The organism is Paenibacillus sp. S02, from assembly GCF_019454065.1.
GTDB classification, from domain to species: domain Bacteria; phylum Bacillota; class Bacilli; order Paenibacillales; family Paenibacillaceae; genus Paenibacillus; species Paenibacillus polymyxa_B.
Genome location: NZ_CP073682.1, coordinates 1,667,808 through 1,686,223, shown reverse-complemented (window position 1 = coordinate 1,686,223; position 18,416 = coordinate 1,667,808). Strand labels below are relative to the sequence as shown.

Sequence of the window (18,416 nt, the reverse complement as noted above, 5' to 3'; positions counted from 1 at the left end):
CGCTTCCTCCCTGTTCAATCGGACACTGTCTACTCTTCTCCATCAAGACATTTTCAAAAATTCGAACTATTGTTCATTATTATATGCAAACTACCGCGCTTTGGCAAGCAGGGCATACGTTTCATTTCTTTAGATATCGAGATCATCCAACCGCTCCAGATTTGCACGAATGCGCCTGATTTCGCTCAACAACTTCTCATTTTCGTCATTCGTGCCCGTCATTCCCATCAACTCTGTAAGACGCAATTGTAATCGAAGACGTTCCTCACGCCGCTCCTGGTCTTCTGGCTCCCGTTGACGGCTCCGCTCATCTTCTTGCTTTTCGTCGGCTGTCCCCTCATAGATTTCATATCCGCCCCCCGGCTTCATATCCAGTAACCGAGTTGCCGTGCACCTCACCAGCTCCCGATCATGTGAGACGAGCACCAGTGCTCCATCATAGTTACGCAAAGAATCCTCTACAATTTCACGGGTTTCAATGTCAAAATAATTCGTCGGTTCATCCAGCACCAGCAGATTGGCTCCACTAAAGTACAGACGCAGAAAAGCTACCCTGCATTTTTCTCCCATACTAAGTGTCCCGATCCTTTTAAACACGTCCTCTTTCGCAAAAAGAAAGCAGCCTAATACCGTCCTCGCTTCTGTTTGGGTCATCGTCGGGAGCGCAAGCAGACTGTCCAGCAACGTTTGATCCTCCGGAAGCTGCTCCAACTCCTGTGAAAAATATCCGATGTTCAACTGTGGGTTGGCTGTGATTTTTCCCGTCTGCGGCTCCAGTTGACCTGTTAATAACCGAAGCAGCGTGGTTTTACCCATTCCATTGGGCCCCCGAACAGCCAGACGGTCTCCACGTGCAACGATCAGATTTAGATTCTTCACAATGATACGGTCGGCGTAGCTAAAGTCGACCTGCTCAGCACGCAGCAAATATTTTGCCTGAAACCCGCTGTCACTTAATTTCATGTGCAAAGACGTAGCCTCACGCGGTTGCTCTACTCTATTGGCCTCCAGTCGCTCCAGTTCCTTCTCCTTCGCATGATAACGTGAAATATTTTTTTTAGCCTTGGCCTTATAAAAGCTCTGCGTAACGGCCATCTCAACCTTGGATGCGCCACGATGCGCCTGATGAAACCATTCCCTGTAATTTCGAATCGTTTCCTCCAGAGCCTGTTTCGCCAGCTCCTGCTTCCGATAGCTGGCTTCCTGCTCTCGGAGTTCCCGCTCCTTTTGCGCTTTATATTCCTTATAGCCGCCTTTATAACGCCCAATACCTGTCGATGTGAGCTCAACTATACTCGTAGCCACCCGATCCAAAAAGGCTCTGTCATGCGATACAAACAGCAGCGTCCCCGGATAGGTAGACAGCCACTGCTCCAGCCAAAGCAAGCTTTCGGCATCCAAATGGTTGGTCGGCTCATCCAACACCAGCAGCTTCGGTTGCCTGACCATGAGTCCGGCCAATCGCACTCTCGTCTTCTGTCCGCCACTCAGGTCACCATAAGCAATGGACCACGTCTGAACAGGCATTCCCATTCGAGTGAGCGCCTTTTCCACCTCAGACTCCCAGGCAAAGCCTTGCAGGCGTTCGTATTCATCCATCAGCTCGCCGTAACGCTCCAGATGATGCTCCAGATCCTTCCCAGCATCGGCTAGGTCAGCTTCCAGCTGTCCCAACGCTTGCTTGAGACGCCAATGCCGAGGGCTGGCTTGCTGTGCGGCCTCCAGTGCGGTTCGAGACCAAGCCACCGTATCCTGCTGCTTCAGCCAGCCCCGCTCTTCCAGTGGCAAATCATGCTCTACTTGACCAGAGGTTGGTGCTTCATCTCCCAGCAATATTCGCAATAGCGTCGTTTTACCTGCTCCATTTCTTCCAAACAGTGCGAGCCGTTCTCCTTCCATCACATCCAACGACACATTCTCAAATAAAGATGTCCCGTTCCAATCCTTTACTACATTGCGAATACGCAAAATTGTTCTCATACCACGATCATCCTTTCCCAGTCCGGTTTTTTGATCCCGGAAGCAATAAAAAAAGCCGCAGAAGGCTGCGGCTTGCATACAAGGAATATAGAATGACTGTTATGAATCGTTTCAGAACATACGCTTATGAAAAAGAACACCGCAAACGAATAAGCCAAATCCCGTTCCGGAATAAACGCATACGTCCCTACATTCATTTTCAGACACACTTCTCCCGTTGCAGCTTACAGCCGCCTGCCAGTAACTGTGCAGTTAAGTGGGAAAATCAGTGTGCTTACTTCATCGGACGTATGGTTACCTTCCTTTTCATGGGATACTTACTTGCAGTCAGTATAGCAGATCACAACACATTTGCAAATAACCCGCGTTATTTTCCAAATACCAAAGTAGTATTTGACGAACCTGCATATTTCGTTACAAAATCTTTAGTATATTCAGGAGTCTGAACCTGGTAGCTATAGTTTTTGCTTGGGTTCCAGTTGGTTACACGCGATTTTTGGTTGTTGATAGCGGGAAAACTCCCCACATCTTTAAACTCGCCATTGGCTTTATCATCAAGAATACCGCCCTTTTCACTACCTTTTCCAAAGTAGTTGTACTCAGAATAGATTCTTGCATTCGTAGCAATGGTGTAAGCAAGCTGGAAATTATTAATATAATTATTTTTAACATGGAAATATCCATATCTCATAAGTCCTGGGCCACGTACAAGCAGGTTTTCAAAGTAATTATTGGCGATCGTGATATGGGGCATGCCATCATAATTTTTATTTCCATCATCAGGGTATCCCAAAATGAGACCATATTTATGATTGGCAAATTTGGAGTTACTAATGGTTACATAATCAGCCGATTGACCTATGTACAAAAGTTTGTCCAGATCCGAGCCATTCGCATTATAATTGTGACCTGCAAATGTAACATGATCAATCCAATAATTTGTACCTGCCGTGAGATAAAGTTGGATGTCATCGTTACCGTTAATGTTGGCACTGTGCTCAAAAGTTAAATTTTGAAAGATCACATTCCCCGAATTATTTGTTGTTTTCAAATGAATGTTAACCAGCTTGTTTTGCGCATAAGAACCAATGAGTGATTTGTTGGAACCAATGTTGACCACGGTTTTAGAGGAGGCAGAAATATTTTTTTCGATTACCAGAATTTTAGGAGTTGAATCCCCTAACTGGTTTTTCAAATCGTTTAGATTATTGATATAGATGACCTGACCACCTTTTCCCCCCGTTGTGGCAGACTTCGTAGCTCCATTTTCACTTTTAGCCTGTCCGGCAAAACCAGTCATTCCATTCGTCGACGTATTTGGAAAATCAGCAGCGGCGAACGTAGAACTTGCTGGAAAAGTAAACAGCATCAAAGTTAATGCTAAAAACAGAAAAGAAAATTTCCTCATTGCAGCTACACCATCCTTTTTTTAGTTAAATCCCAACAATGCGACTATACTTATTTTTTAGTAATTGGTAAATAGTTCTTTTTATCTGTTTATTTATAGCATCTAAGCTAAATATTTTATATTTTATTTTGTGCAGCAATGTAAAAATAGTTCGTAAGAACGCAAAAAAGCCGTGATACCCCGTTGGCACCCCGGCTATAATGTATTTATCTAGCTCCAAACAAAACAAAAACCCTTGCGTCACAAGGGTTCCGAACTTCTTAAAACAGTAAGCGGGTGATGGGAATCGAACCCACGCTATCAGCTTGGAAGGCTGAAGTTCTACCATTGAACTACACCCGCATTTTATAACATCGCGATTCTTATGTATGACACGCTTAACCTATCGTCAATAAGCTGAATCAGGATGTTATTTAGTATAACTTACCTTTCAGCAAAATGCAAGCATACTACATACTATCCTGAGCCAGCCAATTCATAGGTTTACGTAAAAACAATTTTTCAAAGACTTCTGCCGGAATGGGACGACTAAAGTAATATCCCTGACCCTCATGACAATTCTGTGCCTGCAAAAAATGAAGTTGCTCCTCATTTTCCACCCCTTCAGCCGTAACCTTCAGCTTTAAATGGTGAGCCATGGAGGCAATAGTAGATACAATTGCCGCATTTTTGCTGTCGACCAGTACCTCATTTACAAAGGAACGGTCAATTTTTAGACGATCAATCGGGAGATTCTTCAAATAATGCAATGAGCTATAGCCAGTACCAAAATCATCAATACTGATTGCGACACCAATAGCCTTTATTTTTTTCAACTGTTCAAAGGCCCGATCCTTATCAAAGGTCATACTTTCGGTAATCTCCAGCTCTAGATAGCGTGCTTCAAGTTCCGTATAGGTCAAAATGCCCCGAATTACATCCACCAGCTTTTTTTGCTGAAATTGGCGCATGGATAAATTGACCGAAATCGGGATTGGTGGGTACCCGAGCTCCTGCCACTGCTTATTTTGTAGACAAGCCTCCCGTAACACCCATTCCCCCAAGGGCACAATTAAACCACTTTCTTCAGCCACCGGAATAAAATCGCCCGGCATCACCATCCCACGATGAGGATGATTCCAGCGCACCAGTGCCTCCAAACTCGTGAGCTCGCCACTTTGCAGGTGGACACGTGGTTGATACACCAATGAAAATTCCTCATTTTCAAGCGCTCGCCGCAGATCATTTTCCAGCTGGAGTCTTTCATGCGCTCGCATCTGCATCGCGCTGGCATACCGCTGAAAATTCACTCCCTGCTCTTTGGCACTATGGACAGCCGTATCCGCCTGCTGAATAAGCTGTTCACTCTGATTCGCATCCAACGGGTATAAAGCTATACCAACGCTCACCGTCACATGATAAGACTCACCATCAATATCGAAAGGCTGATCGAACAGCTTCACCATTTCATCAATACGATTTCTCATAGCATCTGTATCGTCGTATCCCGTTAGAAGAAAGGCAAATTCATCTCCACCCATGCTAAAGACAGCTTCCCCTTCACGGCTAAAATGCCCCAAGCGTTCGCCTACTGCATACAGCAAATAATTCCCTGCCATATGTCCAAGCGAATCATTAATCGCCTTGAAACGATCAATATTTAGCACTAAAAGCGCTACTGTCTCATCCGATTTTAATGATTTGCGCAATATTTTATCTAAGCGTTGGGAAAGGCGACGACGATTGGGGAGTCCTGTTATATCATCATTATAAGCAATGTGATTAAACTCAGATTCTGCTGCCTGCTTTTCACGATAAGGAACCAGAACCATCAACCGAACCAGCCCGCTCAACATATTATAAAATGCTATCGCGTTGGTCAAAAGTCCCAGAAGGTGATTAATATCGCTCATTTGCTCAGCAAATAAATAGAACAACTGACTCACAACACACAGCCCAATCCCACGAATAATAAGCAACATGCCCAACTCTGCCGGGCGGGCTTTCCGATATTTTCTCACCCCGAAAATAAAAGTGAGCACAAGCAGTAACATCACAGCCAGATTTAACGTCCAGCCCAGGTTGCCTATTTCGTATCGTATACGTAGATCCGGTAATCCTGCACCAAATGTCTTAATAACTCCTAGAATCAGCAAAGTGAAGCCTATCCCCGCCCACAAAGCCACTGTTTTGTATTCAGACTTCGTCTTGCTAAACGGGAGGAAACAAACACATAAGAGCAAGACAGCGGTAAAGGCACGATTTACAAATAGCAGCCATAACGAAATGCCCGGAGACAAAGCAAAGTCCGTCAGGCTTACGAAACTAAACGAAACAATATGAACAAGGTAAAGCAGACCAGCCACCAAAAACGTCGGGGCAATAAGAAGCCTCTGCAAAGATAACTGTTCCAGTAAAACGGACCAGGATTGATAAAAAATAGAAAAACAAATCGCAGCACAGGCAAATCCTACAATCGGATATAACAAGAAAAAAACATTATGGGAGTATATCTTATTCAAAGTTACGTGAAATAACTGAACCAAGACAAACAAAACTATCGAAGCAATGCCGATACCTATCGTTTTTTTTACTTCCAGCCGTATACTCATTCAGCCTCTTCAGCCCCCTGCATATCGGAGATTCCGATCATCTAAGACGTTTGACAGCTTTGGAAGCCGTTGTTTAAGTCTATAGTATCAAAAATAATGTTGTATTCTGGTATATAATAGCATTTAATCTGTGAAAGGTGAATCATTTTTTTGTCTTAAATTCGTGAATTAATTTTCGCATTTACGCAAATAACCGAGCTTACAGCACCAAAAAAGCGCATCATCTTGTCAGATTATGCGCTTCAGACAACCTTTTCCAAAAAGGTGATACCTATACCCCAACGCTGCACAACATAAAAGAAATAGTATGTACAGGACCCCTCTGCGAAAACCTCCCCATATTAAACTACAGGAAGCGTGATTTTAAATTGTGTGCCACTTCCATGTTTACTGTCTACATGTATGAAGCCTCCGTGATTTTTGATAATTCGATAGCTCACAGCCAGTCCCAATCCGGTTCCACTTTCTTTTGTTGTAAAAAAAGGATCAAATAAACGCGCCAATGTATTATGATCCATACCTAATCCGTTATCTTCAATACAAATGTGAACATAATTGCCCTCAAGCACTGTATGGATATCGATGCAGCCCTCTCGTTCCCCACCAATGCTTTCAATGGCATCCATCGCATTTTTAATCATATTGAGGATAACCTGCTTAATCTGCTTCACGTCAATGGAAACCTTCATGAGCTCATCATTTTCGTCCAATGCAATCTGGCAACCCTTCATCAATGCTTCGCTTTCTGTCAGCATCACTACCTCTTTCAGCAGCCCCATCACAGATACAGCCGTTTTTTGCGGAGCCGAAGGCTTGGACGAATTTAAGAACTCATAAATAATGTCGTTCGCACGATCAATTTCTGTTAATATAATGCGAGCATACTCATCCCTGCCCAACTCCACCAAATGCGGTCGAAGCAATTGAATAAAGCCCCGGATTGCGGTAAGCGGGTTACGGATTTCATGGGCGATAGAGGCAGAGATGCGTCCCAGCATCGCCAGCTTATCGTTTTGATACGCCGTCTGCTCAATCTGCTTATAATCCGACACATCCTTGACGCTAAACAAAAAATCGCCATCCATCTGATCACCGTAGGTCACTGTTATCAACCAATGCCGACCATACTCATCAATCAACTCATGATAGCGCTTTCTATGAAAGATAGTTTCTTTATAAATCCGCATGATTTTCTTCTTCTTAAACCGACTTAACTCAGGATGATGCAAAATTTGCATCAAATTGCGACCTGCTAGCGAACTCCGTGGTAGCTCCAGCAATTTCGCCATTTGCACGTTAATAAAGGTCAGTACCCCGTCACTGTCAAACAGCATGATACCACTATCCAGGTTCTCCAGCACATTTTCATACTTGTTATTGGCGATCTGTGTGGAAGGACAAGCTCCCACGGTATCAAGCAAGGCTTCTTGGAATTCACTGATCATGCCAGGCTTCCCCCTTGTTTCGGAATGACAAACTGGCCGTATCGGACGCGTAATAATCTTGAAGAAGAGAAAGGCATCTATCGACTACCCTTCAATGGTGTAGAAAACAGTTTCACAGAAATCCGACCATCTCTTTCCAATTCGAGTCTTATTTTATGATAGACAAGATTAAGGATCGCAGTCAATCGGAAAAAGTGTCGAATCCACATTTTTATCCTGTTTTCTTTCGTCATAATATCTGCGCAACATTACCAAAATGAAAGATTACGTTAGGAACAAGCGCCCTACACACCAAAGAAGCTCTCCAGAATTGAGAGCTTCTTTGGTGTGTAGGATGTCAACTGCCGCTCTTATTATGTTGAAGCCGGGATCGTCTTTGGCTCATAACGGCCAGTCTTCTCTTAAGCTCTCCCTGCCATTTTTCATCATTCATCTGTTTGGCTACCATCAATAAATCCAGGGATATGTCAATTTGACGCTTCACAATTTCAAACGCATCTTCACTTTCACGATTCACACAATTTTCAAATATCGTATCATCGTCTTCCATGACATAATCCTGAAAATCAATCTCGGTTGCCCCATCTCCATGTGCATATTCAGCCAGAATTTCATACTCATTTTCGACTTTATAATGAACTTCAATGCGACGACATACCGGGCAAAACAGCAAAGGAACATTATGAACTTGGGTGCGGTAATGCTTCAGCGTTCCCTTGGTTCCTACCATGCTTGCTCCACAGCAATAACTCATCCGGGCTCAGCCTCCTCTGAACAAAACCTGTTCTGCCTTGTTTATCTTCTACACTACCTTATTCGCTTTCATCAGGCAAAATTCCTCCAGAACACAACAACATTTCCATAATTATTTGTTACTTCACTCTGTATTGTCTCATTCAAACAGGCTATCCTCACATCTCCCACTGCACAGAGCAGGCAAGCAAGCCCCCAATAACGGCAGAGTAACCGCTAGTTGGGGGCTTGCTTGTTTAATTTCAACTTGTGAAGCTTATATTACAGATTTTGATCGCCTGGTTTCCAGTTCATTGGGCACAAGCCACCGGATTGCAAAGCTTGCAGTACACGCAAAGTTTCTTCCACACTGCGGCCTACGTCGTTGTGGTTAACCACTTGATATTTCAATTCGCCTTCTGGATCAATGATGAACAAGCCGCGCAATGCAACGCCTTCTTCTTCGATCAGAACGCCATAATCGCTTGCTGTTTTTTTCGTGATGTCAGAAGCCAATGGGAAGTTCAGTTTGCCCAGACCGTTGTTTTCTTTAGCTGTGTTAATCCATGCTTTGTGGCTGTGCACGGAGTCTACACTGATACCCAGAATTTCAGTATCCAGCTCTTTGAATTGGTCAGCAGCATCGCTCAATGCTGTAATTTCCGTAGGGCACACAAAAGTGAAATCCAGTGGATAGAAGAAAAATACGAGCCACTTGCCACGGTAATCGGAAAGCTTCACCGAACCAAATTCTTGACCGTCTCCAGTCACTGTTTCCAATGCAAAATCAGGGGCGGGTCTTCCTACCAATCTTTCTGCCATAATATGAAATCCTCCTTTAAAATATGTAAGAAAAACACCGAATGTGCTTTCCTCAATCATCTGTATTGTAATGAACAACTTACTTGATAAATGTTATCATTCGCTGAAATCAAAGTCAATATTGTAACCATTACTTTTTTATAATTATTTTAAACTAGCTTAAAAATTCACAACTTATTCACATTTTGAACTTTCGAATATACAAGTAGCTCCTGATTGCTCAGGAGCTACTGTGCTAAACATTTGCCGAAAAGGCTGGACTGTATAACCTTACTATATAATAGGAAGCTTTTTTTCAGAACGGGTACATTTACGGAGCTTTTAACGAATAGCTGCTGCGATCAGATCGCCCATTTGAGTTGTCGAGATCGCTTGAGATTTATCCACCGCAATATCCGCCGTACGGTGCCCTGCATCCAGTACCTCAGCTACCGCTTTCTCAATGGCATCAGCTGCCTTCTCGTACCCGAAGGTGAGACGGAACATCAAAGCAACGGACAAAATCGTTGCAATGGGATTCGCCAGCCCTTGACCTGCAATGTCAGGCGCCGAGCCATGTACCGGCTCGTATAGGCCGAAGCTGCCTTGTCCAAGTGATGCGGAGGAGAGCATGCCGATGGATCCGGTCAGCATAGCCGCTTCATCACTGAGAATGTCACCAAACATATTTTCCGTCACGATGACGTCAAAGCTAGATGGACGACGCAGCAATTGCATGGCGCAGTTATCAACCAATACATGCTCCAGCTCGACATCCGGGTAGTCTACAGCGACCCGGTTAACTACTTCACGCCATAAACGGGAGGTTTCCAGTACATTAGCCTTATCCACCGATGCAAGTTTTTTGCGACGTTTTTGTGCAATTTCGAAAGATTGGCGCACTATACGCTCTACCTCTGTTACATTATATGCACAAGTATCGACTGCTTCCTCACCTTGAGGACTTTCTCGTCTGAACTTCTCGCCAAAATAAATGCCGCCCGTCAGTTCGCGCACCACGATCAGGTCCGTTCCTTCCAACACTTCCGGTTTCAATGTAGACGCGTCCTTGAGGCAGTCGAAGACGACAGCAGGACGAAGATTCGAAAATAGACCGAGCTCTTTGCGTATGCCCAGCAGTCCGGTTTCAGGACGAAGTTCCTTTGGATTGTTGTCCCATTGTGGTCCTCCTACCGCACCCAGCAGAACAGCATCTGCAGATTGACATACTGCCAGTGTTTCTTCCGGCAATGGTGTGCCCTTCTTATCAATGGCAATCCCACCGAACAGCGCATGTTCCGTTTCAAATGAAAGGCCAAACACTTCTTCCGTACGTTTCAAAATTTTCTCTGCCTCTGCGACCACTTCCGGTCCAATTCCATCTCCCGCTATTACCGCAATCTTTTTAACGTCTGCCATCACGTACACTCCTCTTGTTATACAGCTATACAACTGTATTTTTCATACCTTCTTTGTAACATACATGGCAGGGCTTTGACCAAGATATAGAATCTATCAATTCAATAGGCACAGCCTATAAGCTGGTTTTTTCATTAGAGAAAAAGAAAACAGGACCGGAAACACCCGATCCTGTATATATCCAACTCTTAAGTCTGCATATAATTAAGATTTATAATCTACGCGATTACTGTAGTTTTTACGCTTGTCGATCAAACCATTCAGCGCATCCACGTAAGCCCGAGCACTTGCTTCCAGAATATCGGTGCTTACCCCGCGTCCCTGTACAGACAGTCCGTTTTGCGTCAGCACCACGTGCACTTCACCCAGAGCGTCTTTACCATGGGTAACAGACTTGATGGAGTAATCTGAAAGTACAACGCTCTCGCTGCTGGCTTGGTCAATCGCATTATAGATCGCATCGACTGAACCATTTCCTTCAGCTTCTGTCTCGATAACCTGACCTTCATCGTTAACCAGACGCACTTGTGCGGAAGGCGTAGCCTTGTTCCCATAGGTAACAAAGATGGTTTCCAGCTTGAAGACTTCAGGTGCATCGGCCAATTTTTCTTCCAGCAATGCCAAAATATCATCGTCCGAAACTTCCTTCTTCTTATCAGCCAAATCCTTGAACTGCCCAAAAGCGCGATTCAGATCTTCTTCGTTCAATTCGTAGCCCAACTCGATCAAACGCTCACGGAAAGCATGACGACCTGAGTGCTTACCGAGTACCAGTTTGCTTTCTTTCAGACCGATACTTTCTGGTGTCATGATTTCATAGGTCGTTTTCTCTTTCAGCATACCGTCTTGATGAATACCTGATTCGTGCGCAAAAGCATTGGCTCCAACAATCGCCTTGTTGCCCGGCACTACCATCCCCGTCAAACGGCTAACCAAACGGCTCGTGCGCGCAATTTCAGACAATTGAAGAGACGTTTTGGCCTGAAAAAATTCCTGTCTCGTCTCCAGTGCCATAGCGATTTCCTCAATGGCCGTGTTCCCAGCGCGTTCACCGATACCGTTAATGGTTCCCTCGATCTGATCCGCACCGTTCAGAATGGCGGCAAGTGTATTAGCGGTAGCCATTCCCAGGTCATTGTGGCAATGTGCACTCAATTGAATCTTCTCCACATCGACCACATTTTCCTTAATATGTTTGAATATATTTCCATACTCGTAGGGTGTCAAGTAACCTACCGTATCTGGAATATTGACGACAGAAGCCCCTTCTTGTACAGCCATGTTGACCATTTCAACCACAAAATCAAGCTCTGTACGACCTGCATCCTCCAAAGAAAACTCCACTTTAGGTAAATATTTCAACCCATAGCGTATGGCAGCACGAGCCGTTTCCAATACCTGTGCCTTCTCCATCCGCAGCTTATGCTGACGGTGAATAGGTGAAGTTGCCAAAAAGATATGGATACACGGGTCCTGAGCTCCCTTGAGTGCCTCGCGAACCGCATCAATATCCTGTTCCCTTGCACGTGAAAGGCCAATAACCGTCGAATTTTTTACAGCTTTTGCTACTGCATTAACAGCCGCCAGATCACCCGGAGAAGCAGCCGGGAACCCAGCCTCCATACGATCGATTCCCAGCTTCTCCAACTGATGAGCGATCTCCACTTTCTCACGAGTATTCAAGTTCACGCCAGGTGACTGTTCTCCGTCTCTCAACGTTGTGTCAAATATATATATTTTGCGCAACCTAACGCACCTCCTCAGGATTAGGACCCTTAAATTACAATGCGGCTCACGCAATAAGCAGGGCCGCATTGTAATTAATATTTATAAATAATTCATGTTGTCGAGTTCATAGTACAAAAGATTATTACTTTTTGATCCAATGCATCATTTCACGCAATTGTCCGCCCACCACTTCAATCGGATGGTTAGCTTCATTACGACGAGTAGCCGTCAGGAATGCACGTCCAGATTGATTTTCAAGGATGAAGTCACGAGCAAATTTACCTTGTTGAATGTCAGTTAATACATCCTTCATGGCTTTCTTCGTATCTTCCGTTACCACGCGTGGTCCAGTTACATAATCGCCATATTCCGCTGTATTACTGATGGAATCACGCATCGTTGCCAATCCACCTTCATACATCAGGTCAACGATCAGCTTAAGCTCATGCAAGCATTCAAAGTATGCCATCTCAGGAGCATAACCTGCTTCAGTCAATGTTTCAAAGCCCGCTTTTACAAGTGCGCTCACGCCGCCACACAATACTGCCTGCTCACCGAACAGATCCGTCTCCGTTTCTTCACGGAAGGAGGTTTCAATTACGCCCGCACGTGTACAGCCAATGCCTTTTGCGTAAGCAAGACCGATTTCTTTGGCTTGACCCGTTGCGTCCTGCTCAATTGCGATCAACCCCGGTACCCCAAACCCTTCTACATAGGTACGACGTACCATATGTCCTGGGGATTTTGGAGCAACCAGCAATACATCGCTATCTTTAGGAGCTACGATTTGTCCAAAATGAACGTTGAAACCATGGGAGAACAAAAGAGCTGCGCCTTTTTTCAGGTTAGGTTCAATTTCATTTTTGTACACAGAAGCTTGAGTTTCATCAGGTAGCAAAATTTGAACCACATCTGCACGGCTTGTTGCATCAGCTACGTTCAGAACTTCGAAACCGTCGTTTCTTGCGACATCAGCTGATTTGCCTTCACGCAAACCAATAACAACATTCACACCACTGTCACGCAAGTTTTGTGCTTGAGCATGTCCTTGGCTACCGTAACCGATAACGGCCACTGTCTTTCCTTTCAATACGCTGAGTTCTGCATCTTTTTCGTAGTACGTTGTAACTGCCATGGTTAATTTCCTCCTTTTAATTGGACCCTTCATAATGAGCGGGTACTCCAAGAGACTTTCCCTCGTGATTAGTATCTAAAAATCTCTTCGAGCCCCCGCTCTTATGCGGGCGGTTCTTTATTGATGTAATGCGCTATAAGCGGTAATTCGTTAAAGCTCCATATTAAGCATTGCCACGTATCATAGCTGTAACCCCGGTTCGAGTCAACTCCCGAATACCGTAAGGCTTCAACAACTCGATCATGGCATCAATTTTTTCTGTATCGCCAATGACCTGTACGATCAAGCTCGTCGTTCCAACATCAATTACAGCTGCTCTGAATGTTTCTACCACGCCCATGATCTCTGGCCGCTGAGGCGGTTCTGCCTTTACCTTTATCATCGCCAATTCCCGAGCTACCATCGGCTTGGAACTGAGATCAATGACCTTGATCACATCAACCAGCTTGTAAAGCTGCTTTTCAATCTGCTCCAGGTTGTTCTCATCCCCTACAGTCACAATGACCATACGGGATAATCCAACTTCTTCCGATTGTCCCACAGTTATGCTCTCAATGTTAAAGCCTCGGCGACCGAACAGGCCGGACACACGTTGCAAAACGCCGGGTTGATCATTTACCAGTACAGCAATGGTATTTTTTGTTGTCATTTTACTCGTCCCCCATCAGCATTTGATCAATTGTCGAACCTTGCGTCACCATCGGATATACATTCTCTTCCTTGCTGACTACAAACTCGACAACGACCGGTCCGGGTGTATCAAGCGCCTCCTGCCAAGCCCGACGTGCCTCTTCCTTATTCGTAGCACGCAGTCCTTTGACACCGTATGCTTCGGCAAGTTTCACAAAATCCGGACTTCCAGCCAGGTCAATGTGACTATACCGATTGTCATAGATCAATTCCTGCCATTGGCGAACCATTCCAAGCACCTGGTTGTTGATAATTACGATTTTAACCGGAATGTTATTGATTGCACAGATGGCTAATTCCTGCGAACACATCTGCATACCGCCGTCCCCGTTAATCGATATTACTAATCTGTCGGGATTGGCCATCTGAGCACCGATTGCAGAAGGGAAACCAAATCCCATCGTACCGAGTCCACCAGAGGTGACCCATGAGCGTGGCTGATTGAATTTGTAATACTGCGCTGCCCACATTTGATGCTGTCCCACGTCCGTCGTTACGATTGCGCCGCCCTTGGTCGTTTCATCCAACAACTCAACAACCCATTGTGGTTTAAGCACCGTTTCAGAATCCTTATAAGAATAAGGTTTCTCATTCTTCCAATGCTGAATTTGCGCTCTCCATGCATCAGCTCGATCCGCACGTTTCACATCCTGATTCAGCAATTCCAGCACTGCCTTCACGTCACCCACGATAGGAATATCCGCTGCAACATTTTTTCCAATTTCAGCAGGGTCGATATCAATGTGGACGATTTTAGCTTGAGGAGCAAACCCATCCAACTTGCCTGTTACCCGATCATCGAAGCGGGCTCCGATACAGATCAACAGATCTGACTGTTGAATCGCCTGATTGGAGGTGTATGTTCCATGCATCCCCGGCATCCCCGTCCACAGTTCATGTCCACTTGGGAAACCACCCAATCCGAGCAATGTTGTCGTAATAGGAATTTCCGTTTTACGAACAAACTCGTAAAGTGCTTCATGTCCACCGGAGTATACAACTCCTCCACCTGCCAGAATGAATGGACGTTCTGCTTCGGAAATAGCTTGAGTTAGCTTGTCTAGTTGAATTTTGTTGGGCAGCACTTTCGGGTTATAACCCCGCATGGTCACTGGTCCCGTTTGTGGAACGAACAACGTCTGGGCTGCGGAAATATCCTTCGGAATATCAATCAGCACCGGTCCCTTCCGCCCTGTGTTGGCAATATGAAATGCCTCATGGATGATTCGCGGCAGATCCTCTACATCTCTTACCAGATAGCTGTGCTTCGTAATCGGCATTGTAATTCCCGTGATATCGGCTTCCTGGAAAGCATCCGTACCGATCAGGGAAGATATAACGTTACCCGTGATGACCACCAACGGCACCGAATCCATAAAAGCCGTCGCAATACCAGTTACCAGGTTTGTCGCTCCAGGTCCGGAAGTCGCGATACATACGCCCACTTTACCGCTCGCCCGTGCATAACCATCTGCCGCATGAATAGCTCCTTGCTCGTGACGAGTGAGGACATGCTTGAAATCCTTAAAGCCATACATGGCATCATAGATATAAAGCACTGCACCACCAGGATATCCGAAGACACAATCTACTCCCTCCAGCAACAGGCTACGGAGTAAAATTTCCGAACCTGTAATCACTTCAGGCTTCATCCACTTTTCACGTAATTCATTGGTTGACCTAACTTCAGGAATTTGTGCACTCATTGGTCATCCTCCTTTACAAAATTTACATACATCTGACATTTGTAAAAACAAAAAAACCTTTCATCCCTAGAACAGACTTGCTGTTACTGAGGGACGAAAGGCTGTAGCTTCCGTGGTACCACCCGTGTTTGCCCGATATTTCGCAATATCGAACCTTGGCAGGTACAGAAATCGCAAAGGATCTCCATATCTGGCGTCTGTAACGTAGACCGTACGATTTTCCCTAATAGGTGATTCAGCGCACCGTTAATATCATCGGGCCCAAATACTTTTCAGGAAAACAGCTCCAAGGTGAGCTCGTTAAAAAGGGATTTTGGTGAAGCTTGCAGCTAATGCCTCACTCTCTGAACAAAAGAGCCCTAATCACTTCGTCCTCTTCATTGCCGTTGAGTTCATGTCATTCTTTCAAATGTTTAGACACATTATATGTCTCCCATCTGGGATAGTCAATACCCATATTTCATAAAAATTTATGTTTCTTTTCTGAAGCACCTCAGAGTCGCACGCTTGTAAGAGGTACCCGCATATTATAAAAAAGACCACACGGTGAGACAGTGCACTCCTCCAAAGCCACGTCTTATCTTGTTAAAAGGGTAGAAAAGGAGGCCCGTTTATGATTCGAAAACGCAGCTCTCAAGATGACACCATCATCTTTCGTCTAATCGAGCAAGAGCTTGTCCCCCTATCACATTTAAGTGCCCAAGAAATGGAACAAATACGCAAAGAATTACCCCGGCGCTTAAACCGGGGCATCACTTTTGTAGCTTGCAGACCGGATAATGCACAGGTTGTTGGCTTCATTCATGTTATGCTGCATGGCGAACTATTATACATTGATTTGATCGCAATCTCTTCGGCTCATCAAGGTATGCGATACGGAAAAAAACTGCTGGAGCATGCCGAACACTACGGACGACTGCGTCGCTGCAAGCGGGCTAAAGTTATGGTGGACGAAGACAATATCAGGGGGATCCATTTTTATCTGCGTCATCAATATCAAATGCTGCGATACGTAGCTCTGAGCCGATGCCATGAACTCGAAAAGTCACTGTAAAAAGTATCTTTTTCGGGCCCAAGATTTTGTATGACTAAAATAAATTAGGGTAATACGGATATCCTACCCCGGGGTATCCCCCGTCTGTATACGGGCCTGGCTGCGGACCATATCCTGGTCCTCCATAACCTGGACCGTAGCCACCATATCCCCCACCATAGGCACCAATGTATGGAGCTGTGCCGATGGCAAGCAAGTCAAACAGCACCAGAGGAATAATCGCCTTCGTGTTTACTTTTTTCTTGCGGTTTGGTTGAAGAACCAGTCGGTTACCCGAAATGCGAATCAGCTTGCCGCTGACCTGGGAACCATCCTTGCGAGTAGCGAAGATGACTTTGCCGACAAGCTTCTCCACCTGCTTTCTGGTTACTGCCTGTTTCATCGTATTTCCTCCTTCTTTCTCAACGGATGGACAGATTGAACGGCTCCTTGATAGCTCATCACCACCACAAAATAGACCGGAGCTGACAGGGGCCGAGCGTCCCGTCCAATCTGCATAGCACAGTCTATTCCATTCATGCCAGTAGCGTATGTTTAAATGCCTGCACAATATAAAAAAATCTGGTACCTGCACATGCAGATACCAGATTTTTTATACACCAGGATTTTGAAAAATTCGATTCCAGTCGCTCCGAAGTGCAAGATATAGACGAACTAAACCATTTCGATCTATATCTTGTTCATTGGAAGTCGCTTATGGGATTTTTGCAAAATCCTCACACCAATGTACATTTTTAAAGACGTACACATCAGCTGTCTATAAGTTTTAACGCTTGCTTGGATCATAAAGTTGACCCAAAGCGGCCGGAGCGCGTGAACGTCCGACAGCCGCTACCAGTACAATAATCGTCAGGAGATATGGCAACATAAAAATAATTTCCTGGGGAATACTTTGCGACCATGCGAACAGCTGCACATAGTTGCGAATGGCTTGTGAAAAACCAAAAAACACTGCTGCGCCAAAAGCGCCGAGCGGATTCCATTTACCGAAAATCATAGCGGCAATAGCAATATATCCCTGCCCCGAAACTGTATTGTGCGAGAACATGTTGGTTGTAGTCAGGGTGATTGTAGCTCCACCAATCCCAGCCAATGCCCCACTGATCATAACACCAATATAACGTAGACGATTTACTTTAATTCCCACTGTATCGGCCGCTCCCGGATGCTCCCCAACGGAACGCAAACGTAAACCAAACGGTGTTTTGTACAAAGTAAAATAGCCAATAATAACTAATAGAATGGCTAAATATGTCGTTGGGTAAGCTTGGAAAAAGGCTTTTCCTGCAATCGGGATATCCACAAGGTAAGGGATGGATATTTCGTTAAAACCCTGAATCCGACCGGTGTCACCATCTCCCTCAAATAAAAGCTTGACCATGTACAGTGTACTACCTGCTGCCAGAAAGTTAATAACTATACCGCTTATTACCTGATCAGCTTTAAACGTAATAGAGGCTACAGCATGAATTAGCGAAACCAAAATACCGAACACGGCAGCTGACAGCACACCTACCCAAGCCGCAGAGGTGCCTCCTAGTCCAGCTTGCTCGGCATAAAATCCGCCAACACCCGCTGCAAACGCTCCAAATACCATAAGTCCTTCCAACCCGAGGTTCGTTACACCGGATTTTTCTGAAAAAACTCCGCCGAGAGACGCAAAAATAATCGCCGTCGCAAAAACGAGCGTTGTATGGATTAATTCACCAAGTGTTAACCAACTCATT

14 protein-coding genes and 1 tRNA gene are annotated in these 18,416 nt (G+C 45.0%); 1 reads left to right on the top strand and 14 read right to left on the bottom strand.

Annotation, left to right across the window (positions count from 1 at the left end; all coding sequences use genetic code 11):
• Positions 1-129: 129 nt before the first annotated feature.
• The 12 genes from abc-f to ilvB form a co-directional block, all read right to left on the bottom strand.
• Positions 130-1,980, bottom strand: coding sequence for a ribosomal protection-like ABC-F family protein (abc-f, locus tag KAI36_RS07380; protein ID WP_220027401.1), 1,851 nt, complete (start codon positions 1,978-1,980; stop codon positions 130-132).
• Between the two features lie 367 nt (positions 1,981-2,347).
• A complete protein-coding gene (locus tag KAI36_RS07375; protein WP_375162981.1) occupies positions 2,348-3,349 on the bottom strand; it encodes a polysaccharide lyase family 1 protein in 1,002 nt (333 codons plus the stop codon).
• A gap of 310 nt (positions 3,350-3,659) precedes the next feature.
• Positions 3,660-3,730: transfer RNA gene (locus KAI36_RS07370), tRNA-Gly, on the bottom strand.
• Between the two features lie 107 nt (positions 3,731-3,837).
• Positions 3,838-5,979 (bottom strand): putative bifunctional diguanylate cyclase/phosphodiesterase, encoded by a 2,142-nt coding sequence (locus KAI36_RS07365; protein ID WP_220027399.1) that lies wholly within the window; start codon positions 5,977-5,979, stop codon positions 3,838-3,840.
• 341 nt (positions 5,980-6,320) lie between these two features.
• Positions 6,321-7,424, bottom strand: coding sequence for an ATP-binding protein (locus tag KAI36_RS07360; protein WP_023987764.1), 1,104 nt, complete (start codon positions 7,422-7,424; stop codon positions 6,321-6,323).
• Positions 7,425-7,761: 337 nt separating this feature from the next.
• Positions 7,762-8,178 carry a hypothetical protein gene (locus tag KAI36_RS07355; RefSeq protein WP_013309391.1) on the bottom strand — a complete coding sequence of 139 codons (417 nt, stop codon included), beginning with the start codon at positions 8,176-8,178 and terminating at the stop codon, positions 7,762-7,764.
• Between the two features lie 260 nt (positions 8,179-8,438).
• Positions 8,439-8,978, bottom strand: a complete 540-nt coding sequence (locus tag KAI36_RS07350; protein ID WP_023987763.1) for a peroxiredoxin — start codon at positions 8,976-8,978, stop codon at positions 8,439-8,441.
• Positions 8,979-9,299: 321 nt separating this feature from the next.
• Positions 9,300-10,376, bottom strand: coding sequence for a 3-isopropylmalate dehydrogenase (gene leuB, locus KAI36_RS07345; protein WP_028542967.1), 1,077 nt, complete (start codon positions 10,374-10,376; stop codon positions 9,300-9,302).
• A gap of 204 nt (positions 10,377-10,580) precedes the next feature.
• Positions 10,581-12,122, bottom strand: a complete 1,542-nt coding sequence (locus tag KAI36_RS07340) for a 2-isopropylmalate synthase (protein WP_220027398.1) — start codon at positions 12,120-12,122, stop codon at positions 10,581-10,583.
• Between the two features lie 124 nt (positions 12,123-12,246).
• Positions 12,247-13,239, bottom strand: coding sequence for a ketol-acid reductoisomerase (gene ilvC, locus KAI36_RS07335; protein WP_013309387.1), 993 nt, complete (start codon positions 13,237-13,239; stop codon positions 12,247-12,249).
• A 163-nt stretch (positions 13,240-13,402) separates the two neighbouring features.
• Positions 13,403-13,888, bottom strand: a complete 486-nt coding sequence (ilvN, locus tag KAI36_RS07330) for an acetolactate synthase small subunit (RefSeq protein ID WP_023987760.1) — start codon at positions 13,886-13,888, stop codon at positions 13,403-13,405.
• A gap of 1 nt (position 13,889) precedes the next feature.
• On the bottom strand, positions 13,890-15,635 hold the full coding sequence (ilvB, locus tag KAI36_RS07325; RefSeq protein ID WP_023987759.1) for a biosynthetic-type acetolactate synthase large subunit: 1,746 nt from the start codon (positions 15,633-15,635) through the stop codon (positions 13,890-13,892).
• 613 nt (positions 15,636-16,248) lie between these two features.
• Between ilvB and KAI36_RS07320 the strand changes: the two genes are divergently transcribed.
• On the top strand, positions 16,249-16,689 hold the full coding sequence (locus KAI36_RS07320) for a GNAT family N-acetyltransferase (protein ID WP_025724102.1): 441 nt from the start codon (positions 16,249-16,251) through the stop codon (positions 16,687-16,689).
• A 34-nt stretch (positions 16,690-16,723) separates the two neighbouring features.
• Here the strand turns inward: KAI36_RS07320 and KAI36_RS07315 are convergent, their stop codons facing one another.
• Together KAI36_RS07315 and KAI36_RS07310 are read right to left on the bottom strand one after the other, a co-directional pair.
• Positions 16,724-17,071, bottom strand: a complete 348-nt coding sequence (locus KAI36_RS07315; RefSeq protein ID WP_023987757.1) for a hypothetical protein — start codon at positions 17,069-17,071, stop codon at positions 16,724-16,726.
• Positions 17,072-17,455: 384 nt separating this feature from the next.
• Positions 17,456-18,415, bottom strand: coding sequence for an ABC transporter permease (locus tag KAI36_RS07310; RefSeq protein WP_010349245.1), 960 nt, complete (start codon positions 18,413-18,415; stop codon positions 17,456-17,458).
• Between the last annotated feature and the right edge of the window lies 1 nt (position 18,416).

Bases quoted from the DNA above. Each gene is read 5' to 3' on its own strand.
- ilvC (WP_013309387.1), bottom strand. From the start codon at position 13,239: ATGGCAGTTACAACGTACTACGAAAAAGATGCAGAACTCAGCGTATTG.
- leuB (WP_028542967.1), bottom strand. From the start codon at position 10,376: ATGGCAGACGTTAAAAAGATTGCGGTAATAGCGGGAGATGGAATTGGA.
- KAI36_RS07365 (WP_220027399.1), bottom strand. From the start codon at position 5,979: ATGAGTATACGGCTGGAAGTAAAAAAAACGATAGGTATCGGCATTGCT.
- KAI36_RS07350 (WP_023987763.1), bottom strand. From the start codon at position 8,978: ATGGCAGAAAGATTGGTAGGAAGACCCGCCCCTGATTTTGCATTGGAA.
- KAI36_RS07310 (WP_010349245.1), bottom strand. From the start codon at position 18,415: ATGAGTTGGTTAACACTTGGTGAATTAATCCATACAACGCTCGTTTTT.
- ilvB (WP_023987759.1), bottom strand. From the start codon at position 15,635: ATGAGTGCACAAATTCCTGAAGTTAGGTCAACCAATGAATTACGTGAA.
- KAI36_RS07315 (WP_023987757.1), bottom strand. From the start codon at position 17,071: ATGAAACAGGCAGTAACCAGAAAGCAGGTGGAGAAGCTTGTCGGCAAA.
- abc-f (WP_220027401.1), bottom strand. From the start codon at position 1,980: ATGAGAACAATTTTGCGTATTCGCAATGTAGTAAAGGATTGGAACGGG.
- KAI36_RS07320 (WP_025724102.1), top strand. From the start codon at position 16,249: ATGATTCGAAAACGCAGCTCTCAAGATGACACCATCATCTTTCGTCTA.
- KAI36_RS07355 (WP_013309391.1), bottom strand. From the start codon at position 8,178: ATGAGTTATTGCTGTGGAGCAAGCATGGTAGGAACCAAGGGAACGCTG.
- KAI36_RS07375 (WP_375162981.1), bottom strand. From the start codon at position 3,349: ATGCTGTTTACTTTTCCAGCAAGTTCTACGTTCGCCGCTGCTGATTTT.
- KAI36_RS07360 (WP_023987764.1), bottom strand. From the start codon at position 7,424: ATGATCAGTGAATTCCAAGAAGCCTTGCTTGATACCGTGGGAGCTTGT.
- ilvN (WP_023987760.1), bottom strand. From the start codon at position 13,888: ATGACAACAAAAAATACCATTGCTGTACTGGTAAATGATCAACCCGGC.